The organism is Paracraurococcus ruber (assembly GCF_004353985.1).
Lineage (GTDB): Bacteria > Pseudomonadota > Alphaproteobacteria > Acetobacterales > Acetobacteraceae > Paracraurococcus > Paracraurococcus ruber.
In genome coordinates, this window is sequence record NZ_SMOA01000021.1 from 17,524 (window position 1) to 38,774 (window position 21,251).

At 72.2% G+C, this 21,251-nt stretch carries 17 protein-coding genes; 11 read left to right on the forward strand and 6 right to left on the reverse strand.

All coding sequences use genetic code 11. The features are described from left to right. Nucleotides 1–68: 68 nt before the first annotated feature. Nucleotides 69–1,658, reverse strand: a complete 1,590-nt coding sequence (locus E2C05_RS06720; protein ID WP_133218841.1) for an ABC transporter substrate-binding protein — start codon at nt 1,656–1,658, stop codon at nt 69–71. Between the two features lie 80 nt (nt 1,659–1,738). Here E2C05_RS06720 and E2C05_RS06725 point away from each other — a divergent pair, with 80 nt between their 5' ends. From E2C05_RS06725 to E2C05_RS06745, 5 genes are all read left to right on the forward strand, one after another. Beyond that, nucleotides 1,739–2,713, forward strand: a complete 975-nt coding sequence (locus E2C05_RS06725) for an ABC transporter permease (RefSeq protein WP_133218842.1) — start codon at nt 1,739–1,741, stop codon at nt 2,711–2,713. 67 nt (nt 2,714–2,780) lie between these two features. After that, on the forward strand, nt 2,781–3,641 hold the full coding sequence (locus E2C05_RS06730) for an ABC transporter permease (RefSeq protein ID WP_133218843.1): 861 nt from the start codon (nt 2,781–2,783) through the stop codon (nt 3,639–3,641). 208 nt (nt 3,642–3,849) lie between these two features. Then, entirely contained in the window at nt 3,850–4,812 is a 963-nt protein-coding gene (locus tag E2C05_RS06735; protein WP_133218844.1) for an ABC transporter ATP-binding protein, read from the forward strand. Continuing rightward, complete coding sequence (locus E2C05_RS06740; protein WP_133218845.1) at nt 4,809–5,789, forward strand: ABC transporter ATP-binding protein; 981 nt, start codon at nt 4,809–4,811, stop codon at nt 5,787–5,789. Before E2C05_RS06735 ends, E2C05_RS06740 begins: the two co-directional genes overlap by 4 nt. Before the next feature lie 95 nt (nt 5,790–5,884). Beyond that, nucleotides 5,885–6,643: an SDR family NAD(P)-dependent oxidoreductase gene (locus E2C05_RS06745; RefSeq protein WP_133218846.1), complete on the forward strand. Its 759-nt coding sequence runs from the start codon at nt 5,885–5,887 to the stop codon at nt 6,641–6,643. A 6-nt stretch (nt 6,644–6,649) separates the two neighbouring features. Here E2C05_RS06745 and E2C05_RS06750 read toward each other — a convergent pair whose 3' ends face one another. From E2C05_RS06750 to E2C05_RS06770, 5 genes are read right to left on the reverse strand one after another with little or no spacing between them, the layout of a single operon-like run. Next, nucleotides 6,650–7,996, reverse strand: a complete 1,347-nt coding sequence (locus E2C05_RS06750) for an LLM class flavin-dependent oxidoreductase (RefSeq protein ID WP_133218847.1) — start codon at nt 7,994–7,996, stop codon at nt 6,650–6,652. Nucleotides 7,997–8,012: 16 nt separating this feature from the next. Beyond that, nucleotides 8,013–9,584, reverse strand: a complete 1,572-nt coding sequence (locus E2C05_RS06755; RefSeq protein WP_133218848.1) for an ABC transporter substrate-binding protein — start codon at nt 9,582–9,584, stop codon at nt 8,013–8,015. Then, nucleotides 9,574–10,917, reverse strand: a complete 1,344-nt coding sequence (locus E2C05_RS06760; RefSeq protein WP_133218849.1) for an LLM class flavin-dependent oxidoreductase — start codon at nt 10,915–10,917, stop codon at nt 9,574–9,576. The genes E2C05_RS06755 and E2C05_RS06760 overlap by 11 nt, the downstream gene beginning before the upstream one ends. Then, nucleotides 10,914–12,479: an ABC transporter substrate-binding protein gene (locus E2C05_RS06765; protein ID WP_158291981.1), complete on the reverse strand. Its 1,566-nt coding sequence runs from the start codon at nt 12,477–12,479 to the stop codon at nt 10,914–10,916. Before E2C05_RS06765 ends, E2C05_RS06760 begins: the two co-directional genes overlap by 4 nt. Beyond that, complete coding sequence (locus E2C05_RS06770; RefSeq protein ID WP_133218851.1) at nt 12,476–13,849, reverse strand: LLM class flavin-dependent oxidoreductase; 1,374 nt, start codon at nt 13,847–13,849, stop codon at nt 12,476–12,478. The genes E2C05_RS06765 and E2C05_RS06770 overlap by 4 nt, the downstream gene beginning before the upstream one ends. A gap of 262 nt (nt 13,850–14,111) precedes the next feature. On the opposite strand from E2C05_RS06770, the gene lhpI reads away from it, so the two are divergent. The 6 genes from lhpI to E2C05_RS06800 all read left to right on the forward strand — a co-directional run bounded on the left by lhpI (nt 14,112) and on the right by E2C05_RS06800 (nt 21,179). Next, nucleotides 14,112–15,062, forward strand: a complete 951-nt coding sequence (lhpI, locus tag E2C05_RS06775; protein WP_133218852.1) for a bifunctional Delta(1)-pyrroline-2-carboxylate/Delta(1)-piperideine-2-carboxylate reductase — start codon at nt 14,112–14,114, stop codon at nt 15,060–15,062. A 266-nt stretch (nt 15,063–15,328) separates the two neighbouring features. Next, nucleotides 15,329–15,523, forward strand: coding sequence for a hypothetical protein (locus E2C05_RS06780; protein WP_133218853.1), 195 nt, complete (start codon nt 15,329–15,331; stop codon nt 15,521–15,523). Between the two features lie 69 nt (nt 15,524–15,592). Continuing rightward, on the forward strand, nt 15,593–16,819 hold the full coding sequence (locus E2C05_RS06785) for a PP2C family protein-serine/threonine phosphatase (RefSeq protein ID WP_158291982.1): 1,227 nt from the start codon (nt 15,593–15,595) through the stop codon (nt 16,817–16,819). A gap of 147 nt (nt 16,820–16,966) precedes the next feature. Then, on the forward strand, nt 16,967–18,901 hold the full coding sequence (locus E2C05_RS06790; RefSeq protein ID WP_133218855.1) for an FG-GAP repeat domain-containing protein: 1,935 nt from the start codon (nt 16,967–16,969) through the stop codon (nt 18,899–18,901). 240 nt (nt 18,902–19,141) lie between these two features. Next, entirely contained in the window at nt 19,142–19,645 is a 504-nt protein-coding gene (locus tag E2C05_RS06795) for a DUF5872 domain-containing protein (protein ID WP_133218856.1), read from the forward strand. Nucleotides 19,646–19,691: 46 nt separating this feature from the next. Continuing rightward, nucleotides 19,692–21,179: an AMP nucleosidase gene (locus E2C05_RS06800; RefSeq protein ID WP_133218857.1), complete on the forward strand. Its 1,488-nt coding sequence runs from the start codon at nt 19,692–19,694 to the stop codon at nt 21,177–21,179. Nucleotides 21,180–21,251 lie beyond the last annotated feature (72 nt).

Here is a 21,251-nt window from a genome sequence, read left to right on the forward strand (position 1 = left end):
CGATATCGGGCGGTCCGGGTACACCCGCCGGGCCGAACCGGCGGGTGTACACCCAGGCATGACGCGGTTCAGCGACCGGCCGGCTTGATGTCCATGGCATAGGTCTCCTCGTCCGCGCGGCCGCGCGCCATGTCCACGCGGTCCTTCCGCAGCGCCCAGGCGCTGGTGATGGAGGCGAGCGGCAGTGCGATCCGTTCCCGGTTGAACAGCGCCCCCACCTGCTGCAGCAGCGCGCGGCGCTTGGCGTCGTCCAATTCGACCGACGCGGCCTGGATCAGCCGGTCCATCTCCGGGTTCGAGTAGCCGTGCCAGTTGAAGGCGCCGAGGCGAAGCTGCGGGTTGTTGGTATGGGCGTTCGAGGAATAGGTGTAGTTCGCCTCCCCCGTCAGGGTGCCCCAGCCGGCCATGATATTCGACAGCTCCCCGCGCGTGCGCTGCGGGAAGATGACCGCGGCGGGCTGGCCGGCCGCCTGCACCTCCAGCCCGATGCGGGCCAGCATCTGCGCCATGGCGGTGCCGACGCCGCGGTCGCCCGGCAGCCGGTCATTGGTGAAGTTCAGCGCCATGCGGAAGCCGTTGGGGAAGCCCGCTTCGGCCAGCAGCGCCCGGGCGCGCTGGATGTTGGGCGTGGGGATCGGCTGGTTGGGGATGAAGCCGAAGATGGTCGGCGTGACCATCTGGCCCTGCGGCGTGCCGAGGCCTTCCATCGCCACCTCCGCCAGCGCGCGGCGATCGATGGCGAGGTCGATCGCCTCCCGCACCCGCGGATCGCGATAGGGGTTGCTGGCAAGGCGGGAGCCATCCTTCGCCGTCACCTGCGGCGTGGTCTCGCGGAAGTCGAAGCCGAAATTGAAGACATAGACCGTGTCGGCCTTCACCACGCGGATCGCCGGGTCGCGTTCCAGGGTCGGCACGTCGGCCGCCGGGGCACGGACGATCATGTCCACCTGGCCAGTGCGCAGCTGGGCGACGCGTGCCGCCTCGTTCGGGATCTCCCGCCGCACATGCCGCGCCCAGGGCTGGCGGCCGCCCCAGTAATTGTCGTAGCGCTCGGCCACGAATTGCTCCCGCGGGGTCCAGGAGACGAAGCGGTAGGGCCCGGTGCCGATGGCGGCGCGGCCGGTGTTGAAGGCCTCGTTGCTCGTCTCCGGCGTCAGCCCGGCGGTGATGCTGGCCTTGGTGACGAAGACCCGGATGAAGTCGTTGGGCAGGGTGGGCGCCGGGCCGTCGGTGACGATGTGGATGGTGTGCGGGTCGATGATCCGCACCTCCTGCACGCGCCGGACATAGATCCGCGTCGGGTTGGGGCCGGACAGCACCTGCATCCGCCGGATGGAGGCGGCGACATCCTCCGCCGTCATCGCCGCGCCGTCATGGAAGGTGACGCCCTGGCGCAGCCTGAATTCCCAGGTGGTAGGGTCCAGCACCCGCCAGGATTCGGCGATGCCCGGCAGGATCTCGAGCTCGGGGCCGGAGCGCGTCAGCGTGTCGAAGACATGGGTCAGCGTCTCGGCATGGGTGCCCGTCGCGGTGAAATGCGGGTCGATGGATTCCGGGCCGGCGCGGACGCCGATCGTCAGGGTCTGGGCGGCGGCGGGCCCCGCCAGCAGCAGGGCCGCCGCGGCGGCCAGGGTCGGTCGGCTCGTCTCTCGGCGCATCGCGATGCACTCCCCCGATTTCATTGCCGGGCATCTGAGAACGGCTTGCGCGGGCTGTCCATGGCCGGATACTGCGACGGATGCTCGGTTTCCTGATCCAGCGCCTGCTGCAGGCCGCCCTGGTGATGCTGGCGATGTCGGCGCTGGTCTTCCTGGGCGTGTATGCGATCGGCAACCCGATCGACGTGCTGATCTCCCCGGACGCCACCCAGGACATCAGGGCGGCGACCATCCGCGCCTATGGCCTCGACCGGCCGCTGTGGGAGCAGTACGGCGTCTTCCTCGGCCGGCTGCTGCGAGGCGACCTCGGCCGGTCCTTCGTCTTCAACATCCCGGTGCTGGAGCTGGTGCTGGACCGGCTGCCGGCGACGCTGGAACTGGCGCTGGCCTCGGTCCTCATCGGCGCCTTCGTCGGCGTGCCGCTGGGCATCTATGCCGGCTACCGGCCCGATGGCGCGCTGTCGCGCGGGATCATGGCGGCCTCCGTCCTCGGCTTCTCCGTCCCGACCTTCTGGGTGGGGCTGATCCTGATCCTGACCTTCGCGGTCAACCTGGGCTGGCTGCCCGCCGGCAACCGCGGGGAGACTGTGCGGGTGCTGGGCGCCGGCTGGTCCTTCCTCACCTGGGACGGGCTGCAGCACCTGGCGCTGCCGGCGCTGAACCTGTCCCTGTTCAAGCTGGCGATGATGATCCGCCTGGCCCGCGCCGGCACGCGGGAGGTCATGCTGAGCGACACGGTGAAATTCGCCCGCGCTGCGGGTCTGTCCGAATGGACCATCCTGCGCCGGCACGTGCTGCGGCTGATCGCCATCCCGCTGGTCACCGTGTTCGGGCTGGAATTCGGATCGACGCTTGCCTTCGCGGTGGTGACGGAGACGATCTTCTCCTGGCCCGGCGTCGGCAAGCTGATCATCGAGAGCATCACCGCGCTGGATCGCCCGGTGATGGTCGGATACCTGGTGCTGGTCGCCTTCCTGTTCGTCACCATCAATCTGGTGGTGGACCTGGCCTATGCCGCGCTGGACCCGCGGCTGCGGCGCAGGGCCAGGGCATGACCACGCCCGATGGGCGCGGCCGCCATCCGGCGGCGGGCACCGGGGGCCGGGCCCGGCTTCGCCAAGCATGACCGCGTTCTGGAAGGAATACGCCGAGAATCGCGTGGCGCTCGTCGCGCTCGCCGTCGTCCTGCTGGTGGTGGCCGCGGCGCTGGCGGCGCCCTGGATCGCGCCGCAGGACCCCTACGACCTGGCGAACCTGGACCTGATGGATGCGCGGCGGCCGCCGGGCTTCGTCGGGTCCTCCGGCTACGCGCACTGGCTGGGGACGGATGCGCAGGGGCGCGACCTGTTCTCCGCCATCCTCTACGGGCTGCGCATCTCCCTGCAGATGGGCCTCGTCGCCGGCGCCAGCGCCATGGCGGTCGGCGCGCTGCTCGGCATCCTCGCTGCGCATGCCGGCGGCTGGGTGGAGGGCGCCATCATGCGGGTGGTGGACCTGCAGCTCTCCTTCCCCGCCATCCTGTTGGCGCTGGTGCTGGTGGCGGTGCTGGGGCAGGGCAAGGCGCAGCTCGTCATCGCGCTGGTGGCGGCGCAATACGCCTATTTCGCCCGCACCGCCTATGGCGCCGCCACTGCCGAGCGGCAGAAGGACTATGTCGAGGCCGCCCGCGCCACCCCCCTGCCCGGCTGGCGCGTGGTGCTGCGCCATCTGCTGCCGAACTGCCTGCCGCCGCTGATCGTCGTCGGCACCGTGCAGGTGGCCAATGCCATCGCGCTGGAGGCGACCCTGTCCTTCCTCGGCCTCGGCCTGCCGCCGACCGAGCCCTCGCTCGGCATGCTGATCTCCAACGGCTTCCAGTACATGATGAGCGGGCGGACCTGGATCTCCGTCTATCCCGGCGTCGCGCTGATCATCATGATCACGGCGATCAACATCGTCGGCGACCAGCTGCGGGACCAGTTCAACCCGAGGCTGCGGCGGTGATCGGAGGGATCGCCGTCACGGGAGGAGGCTCTGCCCCCTCCCGCACCCTCCCCCGCCGGGGATCGAACCGACCCCCGGGCCCCCGTGCGAGTTTATCGCTGGAGGAGGGGCCCCCATCGAGGGGCCCCTCCTCCAGCGATGACTCAGGCCGGTCCAGGGGTCGCTTGACCCCTGGTGGGGGGAGTGTGAGGGGGGCAACGCCCCCCTCATGACAGCGCCCCTCCTCGACGTGCGCGACCTGCGCACCGAATTCCACACGCGCGCGGGCGTGCTGCGCGCCGTCAACGGCGTCTCCTTCACCCTCGCGCGCGGCGAGATCCTCGGCCTGGTCGGCGAGAGCGGCTCCGGCAAGTCGGTCACCGGCTTCTCCCTGCTGGGCCTGGTGGACCCGCCGGGACGCATCGCCGGCGGCTCCATAAGTTTCGAGGGGCAGGAACTCGTCGGCCTGCCGCCGGCGCGGCTGCGCGAACTGCGCGGCAAGCGGATTGCGATGATCTTCCAGGACCCGGCCGCCACGCTGAACCCGGTGCTAACCGTGGGCGCGCAGATGGCGCTGGCGGTGCAGGCGCATGGTGGCGGCGGCGACCGCGCGGCGCGGGACCTGGCGGCACGCAGCCTGGCGCGAGTCGGCATCCCCGATGCCGTCACGCGGCTGGACGCCTACCCGCATGAATTCTCCGGCGGCATGCGCCAGCGCGTTGCCATCGCCATCGCGCTGCTGCACCAGCCGGACCTGATCGTGGCGGACGAGCCGACCACCGCGCTCGACGTCTCCATCCAGGCGCAGATCCTGGCGGAGATGAAGGCGCTGGCGCGGGAGAACGGCACGGCGCTGGTCTGGATCTCGCACGACCTCGCCACCGTCTCCTCGCTCGCCGACCGCGTGCTGGTCATGTATGCCGGCCGCATCGTGGAGAGCGGGCCGGTGGCGCAGGTGCTGCGCGCGCCGCTGCATCCCTACACCCGCGGGCTGCTGGACAGCCTGCCGGCCATGGGCCGGCCGGGCGAGATGCTGGCGCAGATCCCCGGCAGCACGCCCTCGCTGCTCAGCCTGCCGCCGGGCTGCCCCTTCGCGCCGCGCTGCCCGCGCGCCGACGCCGCCTGCGCGCAGGACCCGCCCGTGGTGGGCACTGAAGGGAGGATGGCGCTGTGCCATCATCCTCTGACATGACCGCGATCCTCGCCGCCGAGGGCGTGACGCGCCGCTTCGCCCCGCGCGTCACGCTGGGGGACCGCATCGCCGCCGCGCTCGGCGCCCGGGTGGACCGGCGCGCGGTGCAGGCGGTGACCGATGTCTCGCTGGCGGTGACGCGCGGCGAGACGCTGGGCCTGGTCGGCGAGAGTGGTTGCGGCAAGTCCACGCTCGGCCGCATGCTGGCCGGCATCCTGCCGCCGAGCGAGGGAAGGGTGCTGCTGGACGGCGCGCCGCCCATGCGCGCCGGGCACAAGACCACCACGCGCATCCAGACCGTGTTCCAGGATCCCTTCGCCTCGCTCAACCCCCGCCAGCGCATCGGGGAGGCGATCGCCGAGGGCCCCGTGTCGCATGGCCTCGTCACCCGCGCCGCGGCGCCGAAGCTGGCGGCGGACTGGCTGGCGAGGGTCGGGCTGGACCCCGCCTATGCCCAGCGCTTCCCGCACCAGTTCAGCGGCGGGCAGCGCCAGCGCGTCGCCATCGCCCGGGCCCTGGCAATGCAGCCGGAGGTGCTGGTCTGCGACGAGCCGGTCGCCTCGCTCGACGTCTCCATCCAGGCGCAGGTGCTGAACCTGTTCCTGGAGTTGCACCGCGCGCTCGGCCTCACCTGCCTGTTCATCTCGCACGATCTGGCGGTGGTGCGGCATGTGTCGGACCGCGTCGCGGTCATGTATCTCGGCCGCATCGTCGAGATCGGCGAGGCGGCGACGGTCTATGCCGCGCCGCGGCACCCTTATACGCGCGGGCTGCTGGCCAGCGTGCCGAAGCTGTCGCTGGACGGCGCGGCGGTGGAATTCCAGCCGATCCGCGGCGAACTGCCCTCGCCGCTCTCGCCGCCGGCCGGCTGCGCCTTCCACCCGCGCTGCCCGGCCGCGACGGATGTATGCCGCGCGCAGCGGCCGGCGCTGTCGCCGCGCGCGGACGGCACGCTGGTGGCGTGCCACCATGCCTGACGCCGCCGAGCAGACGTCCTTCCGTCTGCATGGCGGCGTCGCGCGCAGGGTTGGCATGGCGGCTGCGCGCCAAAATGCTCAGGAGGAAACCCCGCATGCAGATCCGGTTCGATGGCGTGACCGTCGCGGTCACGGGCGCCGGGCATGGCTTCGGCCAGGCCATCGCCCGCGGCTTCGCGGCGCTCGGTGCCCGCGTCTTCGCCTGCGACCTGTCGGAGGCCGAGCTGGCCGGGACAGCGGGCGCCGAGGGCCAAATCACGACCAGCGCCTTCGACCTGACGGCCAAGGGCGCTGCCGCCGGGTGGATCCGCGGCATCGAGGACGCGACCGGCGGCCCCATCGGCGTTCTGGTGAGCAATGCCGGCGGCGTGCGAGGCCAGGTGATGCGGCCGGTCGATGAGGTGCCGGAGGAGGACTGGCACGCCATCTTCGACGTGAACCTGCATGCCGCCTTCGCCCTCGCCGGCGCCGTGGCGCCGGGCATGAAGCGCGCAAAGGCGGGCCGCATCGTCACCATCAGCAGCGGCGCCGGCCTGAAGCCGAGCAAGACCGGCATCCAGGCCTATTGCGCGGCCAAGCACGGGCTGGTCGGGCTGACGAAGCAACTCGCTCACGAACTCGGCCCGCATGGCGTCACGGTGAACAGCGTGGCGCCGGGCTTCGTCCTCTCCAACCCCGCCACCCTCGCGCAGTACGAGGCCTATGGCGAAGCGGGCAAGCAGCGGCTGGTCGAGGGCATCTTCCTCCGCCGCCTCGGCACGCCGCAGGACATCGCCAACGCCGTGCTGTTCCTGGCGAGCCCCTTCGCCGGCTGGGTCACCGGCCAGGTGCTGAGCGTGGATGGCGGCGGCTGAGCCGGCTCAGGTCCAGACCGAGGGCGGCGCGCGCAGGCCGAGATTCTCCCGCAGCGTCGTCCCCTCATACTCCGTGCGGAAGATGCCGCGGCGCTGCAATTCCGGGATCACCATCTCGGAGAAGTCCTGGAAGGGGCCGGGGTAGTAGTTGCAGATCACGTTGAAGCCGTCGGCGCCGCCCTTCCGCAGCCATTCCTCCAGCTCGTCCGCGATGTAGTCCGGCGTGCCAACCAGCACGCGGTGGCCCTGGGCGGCGGAGACGGCGCGGGCGGTCTGGATGAGCGACAGGTTGCCCTTGCGCGCCATGTCCATGATCAGCTTCTGCCGGCTCTTCGCCGAATTCGCCTCCGGCAGCTCCGGCATCGGCCCGTGCAGCGGGTAGCTGAAGATGTCCACGCCGCGGGTGAAGCGGGCCAGCGCGGCCAGGGCGACCTCGTCCGGCAGCAGCGACTGCAGCTGGTCGTACTTCTCCTGCGCCTCCGCCATCGTCCGGCCAAGCACCGGCGTGATGCCGGGCATGATCTTGATGTCGTCCGGCGTGCGGCCGTAGCGATATGTCCGCCCCTTCACATCGGCATAGAATTCCTGTGCCGCCTGAAGCTCGGTCTGCGCGGTGAAGACCACGTCGGCGGTGCGCGCCGCCAATTCCTTCCCCGGCTCCGAGGATCCTGCCTGCGCTACGATCGGGCGGCCCTGCGGCGTGCGGGGAACATTGAGGGGGCCGCGGCAGGCGAAATGCTTCCCCTTGTGGTCGAGGAAGCGCATGCGGTCGGGGTCGAACCAGACGCCGCTCTCCTTGTCGCGCAGGAAGGCGTCCTCCGCCCAACTGTCCCACAACCCGCTGACCACCTCGTAGAACTCGATGGCGCGTTCGTAGCGCAGGGCGTGGTCCACATGGGTGTCGAGCCCGAAATTGCCCGCCTCGTCCTCGATCTGGCTGGTCACCAGATTCCAGCCGCAGCGGCCCTTGCTGATATGGTCGATGGTCGCGAAGCGGCGGGCGATGTTGTAGGGCTCGTTGAAGGTGGTGGTCGCCGTGGCGACCAGGCCGATGCGGCTGGTGCCGACCGCCAGCGCCGCCAGGGTCGCGGTCGGCTCCAGCTTCACGATGCGCGACAGGCGCGTGCGCGTCCTGTCGCCAGCCTTCAGCGCATCGCTGCCCGCCACCGCCACCGTGTCCTGGAAGAAGATTGTGTCGTAGAGGTGGCGCTCCGCCATCTGCGCCAGCCGCATGTACCAGGCGAAGTCCATGTCGCAGTCCGGCACCGCATCCGGGTGCCGCCAGCCGGCCAGGTGGTTGCCCGGTACGGACAGGAAGGCGCCGAGCTTCAGTTGGGGCTTGCGGCCGGCCATGATGCGCTGCCTTTCGTCAGGGGGCGGCGCGGATCAGCGTCGCCATGGTGTACTGGTCGCCGCGCGGCACCAGGGTCAGGCCGCGCTGCAATCCCCAGGCGGCCTTGACGTAGAAGACCGGCAGCACGCCCGCCTCCGCCATCACCCGCCGCGCCGCCTCGCGCATCAGCGCTTCCCGCGCCGCATCGTCGAAGGTGGCCTCGATGCGCGCCAGCAGCGCGTCCAGCGCCGGGTCCGACCAGCGGCCGCGGTTGGAGGCGCCATGGCCCTGGACCAGATCGGGCGTGCGCAGGATGGAGGTCATCCCCTCCGCCGCCACGCCGGTGGTGGAGGCGAACATGTTGGCGGATGCCGTGAATTCCGGCTCACCATTCGCGCCATTGGTGGCGCGGCGGAAGAAGATCGCCGCCGGCAGCGTTTCCACCGCCGTCTTGATGCCCACCGCCGTCAGCATCTGCCCCATCGCCTGGCAGGACCGCGCATCGCCCGGGAAGCGGTCGCCGGTGCAATGGATGGTCATGGCGAAGCCCTGCGGCCAGCCCGCCTCCGCCAGCAGGCGGCGTGACAGCGCGGGGTCGTAGGCGACGGGCGGGATCTCCGGGTCGTGGCCGATGAAGCCGGGCGGCGCGATCTGGTTCGAGGCGACGGCGCCGCCCTGCATGGCGCGTTCCGCCAGCGCGGGCCGGTTCAGCGCATGGGAGATGGCGCGGCGCACCCGAATGTCGCGCAGCGGGTTGCGGTCCAGCGGCTGGCCGTCGATCCGCGTCGCGTGCAGCGGGCGCTCGCGATGGGTGTCGAGGAAGAGGTAGAAATTGAAGGCGGAGGTGTCGGCAACGAGGCGCGTCCGCGCATCCTCCTGCACCCGCGCCTGCAGCGTGGCGGGCACGGCGTCAATCACCTCGACATCGCCGGCCAGCAGCGCGGCGACGCGGGCGCTGTCGTTCGGGATGAAGCGGTAGGTCACGCGCTCCCAGGGCTCGCGCTCCGTCCCCCAATGGGACGGCATGCGGTCCAGCACCACGCTGGCGCCGGGGGAGAAGCGCACCCAGCGATAGGGGCCGGTGCCGATGGCGGCGCGGCCGCCGTTGAACTCGGTCTCCCCCGCATCCACCGCGGCGGCGGCGGAGACGATGCCGACCGAGGCGAGGCCGGAGGGCAGCATGGGCGCCGGACCACGGGTGCGCAGCCGCACCGTGCGGCCGTCCACCACCTCCGCCACCGTGACGGCGCGCAGCAAGGGCGCATAGGTGCGCAGCCCCACCGCATCCTTCGCGCGGCGGATGGAGAAGACCACGTCGGCCGGCGTCAGCTTCGTGCCGTCATGGAAGCGCACGCCCTCGCGCAGGGTGAATTCCCAGGTCGTCTCGTCCACCGGCCGCCAGGCGGTGGCGAGGCCGGGGACGGGCCGTAGCTGCGGGTCCTGGAAGACCAGCGGTTCATAGACATGCAGTTGCACGTTGCGGTTGGGGCTGTAGCTCTGGTGGGGGTCGGAGCCGTCCACCGCCGCCTTCATGCCGATGCGGAGTTCCTGCGCCGCGGCCGGCGCCGCCAGCAGCAGCGCGGCGAGCAGCAGGGCGCTACCGCGCATGGCGGTTCGCCGGCACCGCCACGCCGAGGTTCTCCCGCAAGGTCTTCCCCTCGTATTGCGTGCGGTAGATCCCCCGGCGCTGCAATTCCGGCACCACGAATTCGACGAAATCCTCGAGCGGCTTGGGGTAGTAGGGGAAAAGCAGGGTGAAGCCGTCGGCCGCCCCGGCCTCGAGCCATTCCTGCATGACATCGGCGATCCGCGCCGGCGCGCCGACCACCATCTGGTGCCCGAGCGAGGTGCCGAGATAGCGCGCGACCTGGCGGATGGTCAGGTTCTCCCGCCGCGCCTTCGCCACCAGGTGCTCCTGCCGCGCGCGCGCCGCGTTGCTGGGCGGCAGGTCGGGCAGCGGGCCGTCCAGCGGGAAGCGGTGGATGTCCAGGTCGCCGCAAAGCCGCGCCAGGAGGCGCATTGCGGTGGTGTCGTCGATCAGGGATTGCAGGCTCTCGTAGCGCGCCTGCGCCGCCGCCTCGTCCGGCCCGGTGATAGCCATGAAGCCCGGCATCACCTTGACGTCGTCGGGCCGGCGGCCATGCGCGACGGCGCGTGCCTTGATGTCGCGGTAGAAGGCTTGCCCCTCGCTCAACACGCTTTGCGCCGTGAAGATCATGTCGGCGACGCGGGAGGCGAGGCGGCGCCCGGGCTCCGAGGATCCCGCCTGCGCCACCACCGGCCGGCCCTGCGGGCTGCGCGGCAGGTTCAGCGGGCCGCGCACGCGGAAGAACTCGCCCTGGTGATTCAGGATATGGCCCTTGGACGGATCGAGGAACTGACCCGTCTCCTTGTTCCGCGGAAAGGCCCCGTCCTCGAAGCTGTCCCACAACCCGGCGACGACGTCGAAGAATTCCTCCGCGCGCTCGTAGCGGTGGCCGTGGTCGGGGTGGCGGTCGAAGCCGAAATTGCCCGCTTCGTCCTCGATCTGGCTGGTCACCAGGTTCCAGCCGGCACGGCCGCCGCTGATATGGTCGACCGAACCGAAGCGACGCGCGATGGTGTACGGATCGCCATAGGTGGTGGTGGCAGTGGCGACCAGGCCGAGATTCGTCGTCACCGGCGCCAGCGCGGCGATCAGCGTCGCCGGTTCGGGAAAGACCTGCCGGCCCGCCGCCGTCCGCCAGGGGCTGCCGCCATCCAGCGCCGCGCTGCCGTTCAGCGCCGCGGTGTCCTGGAAGAAGATGCAGTCCATCAGCCCGCGCTCGGCCGTCTGCGCCATGGAGACGTAGTGCGCGAAGGACATGTCCGTCTCCGGCACCGCTTCCGGATGGCGCCAGCCCGCGGAATGGCTGCCGGGGGTGAAGAAGAAGGCGGCGAGCTTCAGGCGGGGTTGGGTCATGGTGCGGGTCGGATCTCGGTCGCCATGGTGTAGGCATCGCCGCGCGGCGTGAGCGAGAGGGGACGGCGCAGGCCCCAGGAGGCCTTGACGTGGAAGACCGGCAGCAGCGCCGGCTGTTCCACCGCCAGCCGCACGGCCTCGCGCATCGCCTGCTCCCTCTGCGCCGGGTCGAAGATCGCGTCCACCCGCGCCAGCGCCGCGTCCATCGCCGCGTTGGAGTAGCGCGTGCGGTTCCAGGTGCCCTGGGCCTGCGCGAGGTTCGGCGTGCGCACCAGCGCCGTCAGCCCCTCCGAAGCGATGCCGGTGGAGGAGCCGAACATGGAGAGATGCGCGGAGAGTTCCGGCGCGCCGTCACCGCCCAGCGTGGCGCTGCGGCGCAGATAGACCGGCATCGGCAGCGCCTCCACCTGGGTGCGGATGCCGATGGCGCTGAACATCTGGCCGATTGCCTGGCAGGTGCGGGCATCGCCGGCGAAGCGGTCCAGCGTGCAGTGCAGGGTCAGGCCGAAGCCCTGCGGGTAGCCGGCCTCCGCCAGCAGGCGCCGCGCCAGGGCGGGATCGAAGCGCGGGACGGGGATGCCGGGGTCGTGGCCGATGAAGCCGGGTGCGGCGACCTGGCCGGCGGCGGTGGCGCTGCCCTCCATCACCCGCTCCGCCAGGCCCGCGCGGTTGATGGCGTGGGAGAGCGCATGGCGCACCCGCGGGTCGCGGAGCGGGTTCTCCGGCAGGGGCTGGCCATCGGCGCCGGTCGCATTGCCGATGCGGGCGCTCATCGCATCCAGGTAGAGATAGTGGGTGAAGATGGAATCGCCGGTGACCAGCCGCGTCTCGGCATTCTCCCGCACCCGGGCGTAGAGGCCGGCGGGGACGTAATCCACGGCGTCCACATCGCCGGCCAGCAGCGCGGCGACGCGGGCGCTGTCATTCGGGACGAAGCGGAAGACCACGCGTTGCCAGGGCTCGGCCGGGCCGCGGAAGGCCGGGTTGCGTTCCAGGACAACATCCTGCGCCGGGGTCCAGCGGATCCAGCGATAGGGGCCGGTGCCGATGGCGGCGCGGCCGCCGTTGAAATCCGCGTCGGAAGCATCCACCGCGGCGCGCGCGCTGAGGATGGCGATGGCGGCCAGCAGGTCGGGCTGCAGCGGCGTCGGCTGGCCAGTCCGGACGATCAGGGTGCGCTCGTCCGGTACCTCCACCGCGGTGATGTGCCTGACGGAGGCGGCATAGGTCCGCGGCCCCTGCGCCTGCTGCGCCCGGCGGATGGAGAAGGCGGCATCGGCGGCGGTCAGCGGCGTGCCGTCGCTGAAGGCCACGCCCTCCCGCAGCCGGAACTCCCAGGTCAGCGGGTCGAGGGCGCGCCAGGATTCCGCCAGCCCCGGCAGCGGCCGCAGCGTGGCATCCTGGGTGACCAGCGTCTCCCAGACATGCAGCTGGACATTGCGGTTGGGGGTGAAGGTCAGATGCGGGTCGGCCGCATCCACCGCCGCCTTGAAGGCGATGCGGAGCGTCTGCGCCTCGGCCGGCAGCGCCAGCAGCAGGCAAAGCAGCAACAGGCGCTTCACTGCGCGGCGCTCCCCAGCGCGGCGGCCATGGCGGCGCGCTTGCGCGCCTCGGCCCGCCGATGCGTCGCCGGCGCCACGCCCAGGTTTTCCCGCAAGGTCATCCCCTCGTATGCCGTGCGGAACAGGCCGCGGCGCTGCAGTTCCGGCACCACCATGTCCACCACATCCTCGAGGCCGCCCGGCAGCCAGGGCGGCAGGATGTTGAAGCCATCCGCGGCGTCCTGGTGGAACCACTCTTCCATGGCGTCGGCGATATCGGCCGGCGTGCCGATGACCAGGCGATGCCCGTTGCCGCCGGCGATGGAGAGGTAGAGCTGGCGGATCGTCAGGTTGCCGCGCCGGGCGATGTCGAGGAAGATCTGCGCGCGGCTGTGCATGCGGCGGTTGGGCGGTTCCGGCACCGGCCCGTCCAGGTCGTAGCCGCTGAGGTCGCCGAGGTAGTTCGCCAGCGCCGCCAGCCCGACCAGCGGATCGACGCGCTGCTGCAGCGCCTCGTAGCGGTCCTGCGCCTCCTGCCGGGTGCGGCCGGGCACCGCCATCAGCCCCGGCATGATCTTCAGGTGGTCCGGGTCGCGGCCATACCGTGCCATGCGCCCCTTCACGTCGCGGTAGTAGGCCTGCGCATCCGCCAGCGTCTGCGCCGCGGCATAGACGACATCGGCGGTGGCGGCGGCCAATTCGCGCCCCTGGTCGCTGGCGCCGGCCTGGACGATGACGGGCGCGCCCTGCGGCGTGCGGGCGACGTTCAACGGGCCCTTGACCTGGAAATGCGGGCCCTGATGGTCCAGCACATGCAGGCCTTCGGGGCGATAATTGATCCCGCTCTCCTTGTCCCGGACGAAGACATCGTCCTCCCAGCTTTCCCACAGGCCGCGCACCACCTCGACGAATTCGGCGGCGCGGTCGTAGCGGACATCGTAGCCGGGCGCCTTGTCGCGGTTGAAATTCCGCGCCTCCATGTCGGTGACGCTGGTCACCACGTTCCAGCCGGCGCGGCCGCCGCTGATATGGTCGAGCGAGGCGAATTTCCGCGCGACGTGGTAGGGCTCGTTGTAGGTGGTGCTGGCGGTGGCGACCAGGCCGACGCGCCGCGTCACCATCGCCAGCGCGGACAGCAGGGTCAGCGGCTCGAACTGCACGTTCTTGCTGGTGCGGCACAGCGCGCCCTTCGGCTCGTCATGGAAGCGGATGCCGACGCCGTCGGCCAGGAAGGCCATGTCGAACAGCCCGCGCTCGGCCGCCTGGGTGACGCGGACGAAATGCGGCAGCTCCATGTTGCCGCCGGCCGGCGCATCGGGATGGCGCCAAGCCGCCAGATGGTAGCCCAGCCCGATCATGGACACGCCCAGCCGGATCCGCCGCTTCGCCATGGGTGGGTCTCCCCCCTCGCCACGCCAGCATCGCACGATGATCGCACAATGGTCGGAGAAAGCACGATCCATGCCATGCCCCCGGCGGCGCGCATCCCGGGCCGCCCTCGTCGATCCGGCGCCGATCCGCTGCCGGCGCGGCCAGGGGCTGCGAGTTTCGCGGGCAGCGCGCGGCACGGCTGGCCGGCGGCGCGGCGGACGCGCTATGCGGGCATGGCCCGCCGCGCCGCCCGCGGCCATCCCCTGCCCGGAGACCGATGCCATGGCGGCCGCCACCACCCTCCCGGTCCTCGATGCCGCCGCGGTCGCCGCCGCCCTGCCCTATCCGCGGCTGATCGCCGCGCTGCGCGCCGCCTTCGCCGCCGCCACGGTGCAGGCGCCGCCGCGCGCCAACCACCGCATTCCCGTCCCCGGCGCGCCGGATGGCACCCTGCTGGTCATGCCGGCCTGGGAGCCGGGCGGGCCGCTGGGCGTGAAGCTCGTCACCGTCTTCCCCGGCAATGCCGCGCGCGGCGAGCCGGCGCTGCACTCCACCTACCTGCTGTCGGATGCGGTCACGGGGCGGCCGCAGGCGCTGCTGGACGGCAACGAGATCACCGGGCGCCGCACCGCCGCCGTCTCGGCGCTGGCGGCGGACCTGCTGGCGCCGCCGGGGGCGGAGGTGCTGCTGCTGCTCGGCGCCGGGCATATCGCCGGCATGGTCCCGGCGGCGATGCGCGCGGTGCGGCCGATCCGCCGCGTGCTGGTCTGGAACCCCCGCCCCGCCCGGGCCGAGGCGCTGGCGGCCAGGCTGGGCGATGCCGGCTTCGCCGCCGAAGCGGTGGCGGATGCGCGGGCGGCGGCGGCCGAGGCCGACATCGTCAGCTGCGCCACCCTGGCCACGGCGCCGATCCTGGCAGGCGCCTGGCTGCGGCCGGGCGCGCATCTCGACCTCATCGGCGGCTTCGCGCCCGGCATGCGGGAAGCGGACAGCGCCGCCTTCGCCCGCGCCGCCCATGTGGCGGTGGACAACCCGGCGGCGCTGGCCGAATCCGGCGACTTGATCGCCCCCCTGGCCGAAGGCGTGCTGCGGGCGGATGCCGTGGCGCCGCTCGGCGCCCTCTGCCGGGGGGAGGCGCCGGGCCGCACCGGGCCGGCGGAGATCACGGTCTTCAAGTCGGTCGGCACCGCGCTGGCGGATTTGACGGCGGCGCGGCTGGTGGCCGGCGGCTGACGCTGCCGCGCCCATGGCGGCTCGCGGTCCGGCATGGACGCTTCACCGCCGCGGCGCCCTGGTCGCGGGACGGATCGACGCTGCGCGCCGTCCACTTCGCTCCGCGATCCGCACCGCGCATTTGACGAGCGGATTCACGCTATGCGCCGGTCCCGCCGCTCCGCGATCCGCACCGCGCATTTGACGAGCGGATTCACGCTATGCGCCGGTCCCGCCGCTCCGCGATCCGCTCTGGCGCGTTGCCTGCGGGTGCGAGGGAGATCGCCATGACCAACCCCACCGAAGGCCGGCCCGAGGGCAGCCGCGAGCGCATGAGCACCAGCGACCCCGATTCCAAGACCACCGCGGCCGAGGTCCAGCGCGGCAACACCACCCGGAACCCCGATGCCAAGGTGCCGTCCGACCTCTATCCCGACCCGCCGGGCGTCGCGGAAACCCTGCCCGGCGCACCGGACGACTGACGGCAAGGCGCCGGCGCCAGCCGCAGCGGCATCTCGACGGCGGCCGCGGAAATGCGCCACGCTGCCGTGATGACCGAACCTCGAGAGGGCGCGCCAGACCGGCCCTCGCCGGCCGACTGCGCCGGGCTGGCCCTGCTGGGCGGGCTGCCGCCGCCCCTCCTGGCGCGCATCCTGGCGCGCTGCCGCATCGCCCGCTTCGCCCCGGGCGAGGCCATCCTGGTCCGCGACCAGCAGAACGAATCGCTGCATTTCCTGCTCGCCGGCCAGGCGGAGATCCATTTCGACCTGGCCGAGCGGTCCCGGCCCATCCCCATCCCGGCCGGGCGGATGTTCGGCGAGATGTCGGTGATCGACGGGCTGCCGGTCTCCGCGCATGTGCTGGCGGGGACGGCGTGCCGGGTGCTGCTGGTGCCGGCGCCGGTGTTCTGGGAGGAGGTGGTGACCGCCCCGGGCGCCGCGCGCGACATCATGCGCCAGCTCAGCGGCCTGCTGCGCGCCGACGCGCTGCGGCTGACGGAGGCGCTGCGCGAGCGGCTGAAGCATGAGGCGCTGGCGCGCGAGCTGACCCTGGCGCGGGAGATCCAGATGGGCATGCTGCGCCAGCCCGATGACTGGTTCCCGGCCGAGCGGCGCTGCGACATGGCGGCGCTGATCGAGCCGGCGCGGCTGGTCGGCGGCGATTTCTACGATGCGCAGATGCTGGGCCCGGACCGGCTGCTGCTGACGATCGGCGACGTCGCCGGCAAGGGCATCAGCGCGGCGCTGTTCATGGTGCGGGCGCTGACCCTGATGCGCGCCGAGGCGGCGGAGACGGCGGACGCCGCGGGCATCGCCGCCGGGGTGAATCGCGCGCTGGCGGCGGACAACCCGGCTTCCATGTTCGTCACGCTGCTGCTGGCGGTGCTGGACCTGCGCAGCGGGGAGGTGTCCTTCGCCAATTACGGCCACCTGCCGCCGGTGCTGCTGGGCCCCGAAGGCGGCGCCGCCTTCCATCCCCTGCCGGCCAACGCGGTCGCCGGCATCATGGCCGGCGCGCAGGGCGCGACGGGGCGGCTGCAATTGCAACCCGGCGACACGCTGCTGCTCTATTCGGACGGCGTGACGGAAGCGGTGGATCCCGGCATGACGCAGTTCGCCGAGGCCGGGCTCCTGGCGGCGCTGCGGGAGGCGCGGCCGGCAGACCCGGCGACGGGGCTGCGCGCCGTCTCGGCCGCGGTGGCGCGCCATGCCGGCGCGGCCGAGCAGGCGGACGACATCACCCTGCTCGCGGTCCGCTGGAACGGCCCCGCCGCCTGAGGCGAGTTACCCGCGTGCAACACGCATTGCGGTGTCTGACGGGCTTGTGTCGGGCGGTGGCGCTCTCTTTGGGCGACGGCCGCGCCATTCTGCGCTCCCTTCGATGCATGCTGCGCCGCAACCAAGGCGCGAATTCGGAGAAGCGCTTTGAACCTCAACATCCTTCTGCGCGGCCAGTCCAATTCCATCATCCTCGGCTGGGCCGAGCAGAATGCCGGGGCCATCTCCGGCGAGGTGCAGCGGCTGCTGGGATTCAACGGCAGCACCGACACGGTCCGCGTGGAATTCGAATGGCTGTCGCCGACCGGCGCCAACACCTCGGTCGGCGGCACGGCCCTGATCGGCGACTGGCTGCGGCCGGTGGGCAATGGCTGGCAGGTGAACACCCTGGAACAGGGCCTGCTGAACTACGTCAACGCCCTGCCGCCATCGACCAAGGCCGAGCCGACGGTGGTGCTGTGGCTGCACAACGAATACGACAGCGGCAATGCCGGGCTGACCGCCGCCGCCTGGGAAAGCGCGGTGCGGTTCGACGCGGCGCAGGTGCGCGCCGCCTTCGGCCAGGACGTGCCCTACATCTTCGTCAAGCCGATCCCCTATGTCTCGGGCACCGATGCCGGGGCGCAGGCGATCCGGCTGGGCATGACGGAACTGGCGGCCGACCCGGCCTTCAACGCCGACATGACGGCCTCGACCTTCGACCTCGACATGAACACGGATGTCTTCGGCGCCGGCGGGCACATGTCGGATGCCGATGCGCGGATCGTCGCCGCCCGGGCGGCGCGCAGCATCGCCGAGGAATTCGCCGCCTATGCCAAGCCGGGCTCGCCGGTCGCGGCCGGCGGCGGCAACATCGACGACACGGGGCCGCAGGCGGTGCAGGCGCTGCCGTCCGGCTACCGCCAGCTGACCGTCACCTTCCAGCATGATGCGGCGGCGACGCTGGCGGCGCTGGATGCCGGCGCCGCCAGCGGGCTGAACTGGTCGGTGCGCAACGGCGATGCGGTGGCGGCGGCGACCAGCGCGACCATTACCGGCGCCAACACGCTGGTGCTGGGCTTCGGGCAGGACCTGCCGACCGGCGGCCGGCTCTACTACGGCTTCGGCAATGCGCAGACGGCGTTCGGCGGCAATGCCCAGGGCCATGCCGTGTATGACGACCAGGGCATGCCGGCCAGCGGGCCGGCCGCCGGGCTCTACCTGCACACCCAGGCCGTGCACCCGGCGGATTTCAACGGCGACGGGCTGGCCGACCTGCTCTGGCGCGGCCAGGGCGGCGATGTCGCGGTGTGGCAGCTCAACGGCGGCGCGGTCGCCGGCGGCCTGCTGCCCAACCCGGGCAGCTACTGGTCCGTGGCCGATACCGGCGACTTCAACGGCGATGGCCGCGCCGACCTGCTCTGGCGCGGCCAGGCGGGCGAGGCGGCGGTGTGGCTGCTGAACGGCACCACGCCGCTGGCCGGCGCATCCCTGGCCACCCCCGGCACCGCCTGGGCGGTGGCGGCGACCGGCGACACCAATGGCGATGGCCGCGCCGACATCCTCTGGCGCAACCAGGCGGGCGGGCTGTCGATCTGGACCATGGACGGGCTCAACGTCCTCGCCACGCCGGCGCTGCCGGATCCCGGCCCCAACTGGCGCGTCGCCGGCCTGGCCGACGTGACCGGCGACGGCAAGGCCGACCTGATCTGGCGCGGCACGAATGGCGAGGTGGGGATCTGGGCGCTGGACGGCGCCAACATCCTCGGCAGCGCCACGCTGCCCAATCCCGGCAATGGCTGGACCCTGGCGGCGACCGCCGACCTGAACGGCGACGGGCGGAACGACCTGATCTGGCGCGGCGCCAATGGCGAGGTGGCGACCTGGCAGCTGGATGGCGGGACGGTGATCGATGCGCGGGTACTGCCCAATCCCGGCACCTACTGGACCCTGCAGGGCGTCGGCGACATCAACGGCGACCGGCAGGCGGACCTAGTCTGGCACGGCCAGGCCGGCGAGACGGTGGCCTGGATCATGAGCGGCGGCAGCCCCGTCGCCTCGGCGGCGCTGCCCAACCCGGGCAGCTACTGGCTGATCGGCTGATGCCGACGGCCGTTGACCGTGACCGGTCAACGGCCCCCCCCCGATCGCCGGGCGGCTTGCGCCGCAGACCCTGGCGACGCGGCATGGGCCGCGGCGCCCGTCCGGGCGCTCGGCATGACGGGACCATCCATTGCCGTTGCCATGGGCCGCCGCATCACGACCGCGTGGCGGCGCGGGGGCGGCCCCGCTGACAGCCGGCCGCACCCGCCCACCTGCGGCGAAGCAGCGGATGGAATGGCGATGGGCAGCACGGCGAAGCGCAGCGACCCGGCCCTGTGGGACCGGGTGAAGCGGGCGGTGACGGCAGGCGACAAGGGCGGCGAGCCGGGCCAATGGTCGGCCCGCAAGGCGCAGATCGCGGTGCAGGACTACAAGCGGCAGGGCGGCGGCTACGAAGGCCGCAAGCGCGCCGACAACAGCCTGCAGCACTGGACCAAGGAGGAATGGGGCACCGGCTCGGGCCGGCGCAGCCGCGACAGCGGCGAGCGCTACCTGCCGAAGGAGGCGCGCGAGCACCTCTCCCCCGCCGAATACCGCCGCACCTCGGCGAAGAAGCGGCGCGACATGCAGGCGGGGCGGCAATTTTCCGACCAGCCCAAGGATGTGGCGCGCAAGACGGCGCGGCACCGCCAGGACGGCGCGGAGCCGAGCAAGGCGGATTTGTTGGAGGAGGCCAGGCGCCGCGGCATCCAGGGCCGGTCGCGGATGGACAAGGCCGCGCTCAAGAAGGCACTGGGCCGGTAGCAACGCCGGGCGATCCCGCGGCAGGATGGCGCGTTCGGAGCACGCCATGGACCATCCGATCCCTTCCCTGACGCCCGAAGCGGCGGTGGCGCGGCTGGAGGCGCTGCACGCCGAGGCCGTGGCGGCGCAGCGCGCGGCACTCGAGCGCCTGCTGGCCGGCGGCCCGCCGCCCGACGCGGCCGAGCGCGCCCGCTTCACCTATCCGGAATTGCGGCTGACCTGGGCCCCGGGCGAGACCCCCGGCAGCCCGCCGGCCGGCGCGCCGCCGGCGACGCGCCGGGCCTGGGCGCGGTTCCAGCAGCCGGGCTGCTACGCCGTCACCGTCACCCAGCCCGGGCATTTCCGCCCCTACCTGCTGGAGCAGCTGCAGCATCTGGCGGCGGATTTCGCCCCCGACATCGCGGTGCGCCCCAGCACGCAAGAAATCCCCTATCCCTATGTCTTCGAACGCGGCGACGCCTTCGACGGCGATGCGGTGTCGGGCGCGCTGCTGGCGCGGCATTTCCCGGCGCCCTCGCTGGCCGAGGTGGGCGACGAGGTGCCGGACAGCCTGTGGCGGCAGCTGCCGGAGGCGCCCTTCCCGCTGGCGCTGTTCGATGCCGTGCGGGTCGACTACTCGCTGCGCCGGCTGGTGCACTACACCGGCACGGACTGGCGGCAGGTGCAGCCCTGGATCCTGCTGACCAACTACCACCGCTACGTCGACCAGTTCATCCGCTGGGGCCTGGCGGAGCTGGCGCGGGAGGGATCGCCCTGGCAGCGCCTGGTGCTGCCGGGCGGGGTCGCGGTGGCGCGGGGGGAGGCGCCGGATGCCGAGGCGCTGGTCGCCGCCACCGCCTGGCACCGCTTCCAGATGCCGGCCTACCACCTGCTGCGCGCCGACGGCACGGGCGGCGTGACGCTGGTCAACATCGGTGTCGGCCCCTCCAACGCGAAGACCATCACCGACCACTTGGCAGTGCTGCGGCCGCATTGCTGGCTGATGGTCGGGCACTGCGCCGGCCTCAGGCATTCCCAGGCCATCGGCGACTACGTCCTGGCACATGGCTATCTGCGCCGCGACCGCATCCTGGACGAGCTGGTGCCGCCGGAGGTGCCGATCCCGGCCCTGGCCGAGGTGCAGGTGGCGCTGCAGCAGGCGGCGGCGCGGGTGACCGGCGAGGAGGGCGACGCGCTGAAGCGGCGCCTGCGCACCGGCACCGTCGTCACCTATGACGACCGGAACTGGGAGCTGCGCTGGTCGCGGGAGCGGCGGCGCATCAACCTTTCCCGCGCCATCGCCGTCGACATGGAAAGCGGCACGCTGGCGGCGCAGGGCTACCGCTTCCGGGTGCCCTACGGGACGCTGCTCTGCGTCTCCGACCGGCCCTTGCACGGCGAGATCAAGCTGCCAGGCACGGCCAGCGCCTTCTACGAACGCGCGGTGGGCCAGCACCTGATGATCGGGCTGGCGACGCTGGACATCCTGCGCGGGCAGCTCGCGTCGCTGCACTCGCGCAAGCTGCGCAGCTTCGACGAGCCGCCCTTCCGGTGACGGCGATTGAGGCGGGCGCCGCCCTCCTCAAGCTCCTCCCGCCAAGGGCCGAAGGGCCCTTGGAACCCTTGA

What these genes read in the sequence shown, in the direction of transcription:
- E2C05_RS06740 (WP_133218845.1), top strand. Translation starts at nt 4,809, where the DNA reads ATGACCGCGATCCTCGCCGCCGAGGGCGTGACGCGCCGCTTCGCCCCG.
- E2C05_RS06730 (WP_133218843.1), top strand. Translation starts at nt 2,781, where the DNA reads ATGACCGCGTTCTGGAAGGAATACGCCGAGAATCGCGTGGCGCTCGTC.
- E2C05_RS06735 (WP_133218844.1), top strand. Translation starts at nt 3,850, where the DNA reads ATGACAGCGCCCCTCCTCGACGTGCGCGACCTGCGCACCGAATTCCAC.
- lhpI (WP_133218852.1), top strand. Translation starts at nt 14,112, where the DNA reads ATGGCGGCCGCCACCACCCTCCCGGTCCTCGATGCCGCCGCGGTCGCC.
- E2C05_RS06745 (WP_133218846.1), top strand. Translation starts at nt 5,885, where the DNA reads ATGCAGATCCGGTTCGATGGCGTGACCGTCGCGGTCACGGGCGCCGGG.
- E2C05_RS06800 (WP_133218857.1), top strand. Translation starts at nt 19,692, where the DNA reads ATGGACCATCCGATCCCTTCCCTGACGCCCGAAGCGGCGGTGGCGCGG.
- E2C05_RS06760 (WP_133218849.1), bottom strand. Translation starts at nt 10,917, where the DNA reads ATGACCCAACCCCGCCTGAAGCTCGCCGCCTTCTTCTTCACCCCCGGC.
- E2C05_RS06780 (WP_133218853.1), top strand. Translation starts at nt 15,329, where the DNA reads ATGACCAACCCCACCGAAGGCCGGCCCGAGGGCAGCCGCGAGCGCATG.
- E2C05_RS06770 (WP_133218851.1), bottom strand. Translation starts at nt 13,849, where the DNA reads ATGGCGAAGCGGCGGATCCGGCTGGGCGTGTCCATGATCGGGCTGGGC.
- E2C05_RS06720 (WP_133218841.1), bottom strand. Translation starts at nt 1,658, where the DNA reads ATGCGCCGAGAGACGAGCCGACCGACCCTGGCCGCCGCGGCGGCCCTG.
- E2C05_RS06755 (WP_133218848.1), bottom strand. Translation starts at nt 9,584, where the DNA reads ATGCGCGGTAGCGCCCTGCTGCTCGCCGCGCTGCTGCTGGCGGCGCCG.
- E2C05_RS06725 (WP_133218842.1), top strand. Translation starts at nt 1,739, where the DNA reads ATGCTCGGTTTCCTGATCCAGCGCCTGCTGCAGGCCGCCCTGGTGATG.
- E2C05_RS06795 (WP_133218856.1), top strand. Translation starts at nt 19,142, where the DNA reads ATGGGCAGCACGGCGAAGCGCAGCGACCCGGCCCTGTGGGACCGGGTG.
- E2C05_RS06750 (WP_133218847.1), bottom strand. Translation starts at nt 7,996, where the DNA reads ATGGCCGGCCGCAAGCCCCAACTGAAGCTCGGCGCCTTCCTGTCCGTA.
- E2C05_RS06785 (WP_158291982.1), top strand. Translation starts at nt 15,593, where the DNA reads ATGACCGAACCTCGAGAGGGCGCGCCAGACCGGCCCTCGCCGGCCGAC.